The following is a 987-nucleotide window of genomic DNA, read 5'->3' on the forward strand; positions in this document are numbered from 1 at the left end:
TTACCCATGTGAGGTTTTGCCAATTTGTAAAGTTGATTCAGTGTGAAACGTTCACCATTGTAAACGTATCGCTGCTTTAATTGCTTCACCATGCCAATGACAAATAACCCTTTGTTCGTAATCTTCTCAATTAAAGGCGCTTGTGTAAACCAGGAATCCATGAGAACATAGTCAGCTACAATCCCTTTTTCAAGCGCGTGATCAAGTAAAGCTGAAGCCACGTCCGGTTTTGATTTCAGAGCTTCCTGGCGACGCTTATAGCCAGATGTTCGTTTATCAATATTGGTATTGATTTCTTGCAGGCGATTTTCCTTTTTCGGTGAACTTAGAAGAGCAAAATCAACGGGAATAAAAGTAAAACTATCGGTCCAGCCAAGGGTAAGCATTTGAAACCCTTTCAAGTACTGATGGGTAGAGTGATCAAAAACCTTAGCCAACAGTTCAACCGACTTACTACGGTTTCTTGAAAAGACAGAATCATCAATCACAAAAGCTGTGACACGATCTTTTGAAGTTAATGGTTGAAGCAGACGGATCATTTCACTGCTTAATGAAAGCAGAAACTTTCTCCAATGATAGGTTGGTGTATTTAAAAAGCGATAGACTGTATCCTTTCCGGGCAGATCCTGAGATCGTTTACTCATAAAAGCACGAAACCAGTTCTTATATTGGAAGACTAAAAGAAAAATCAGTTTGAAAACAGTAAGACAAGAATACCCGGAAAGTTTCGTAATATTCGCTTTTCTTAAATGATATCCAATATTTAATTCGGAAAATCCTTGTTTAATTTCTTTTGGTAATTGCGCAAAGTAGTCTTTATTCGTTATCATAGTGGTGACACCTTTCTTTTGGATTTGGTTTCATCACCAATATTTTACCAAAAGAATAGGTGTCTTTCTTTATGTTTTAAAAAATGTCAAATGATAATTTTGTACTTCCCAAAACCATTTACATCAAGCATTTAAACAAGATTTTGGACTGCGAAAG

The 987-nt window shown here is 36.6% G+C and carries 1 protein-coding gene; it reads right to left on the reverse strand.

What is annotated here, in order from left to right; translation table 11 throughout:
• On the reverse strand, positions 1 to 830 hold an 830-nt coding region (locus LIZ98_RS17535), incomplete at its 3' end, for an IS4 family transposase (protein ID WP_227140417.1).
• Between the last annotated feature and the right edge of the window lie 157 nt (positions 831 to 987).

This window comes from Caldibacillus sp. 210928-DFI.2.18, assembly GCF_020554505.1.
In the GTDB taxonomy this organism is placed as follows: Bacteria; Bacillota; Bacilli; order Bacillales; family Caldibacillaceae; genus Caldifermentibacillus; species Caldifermentibacillus hisashii.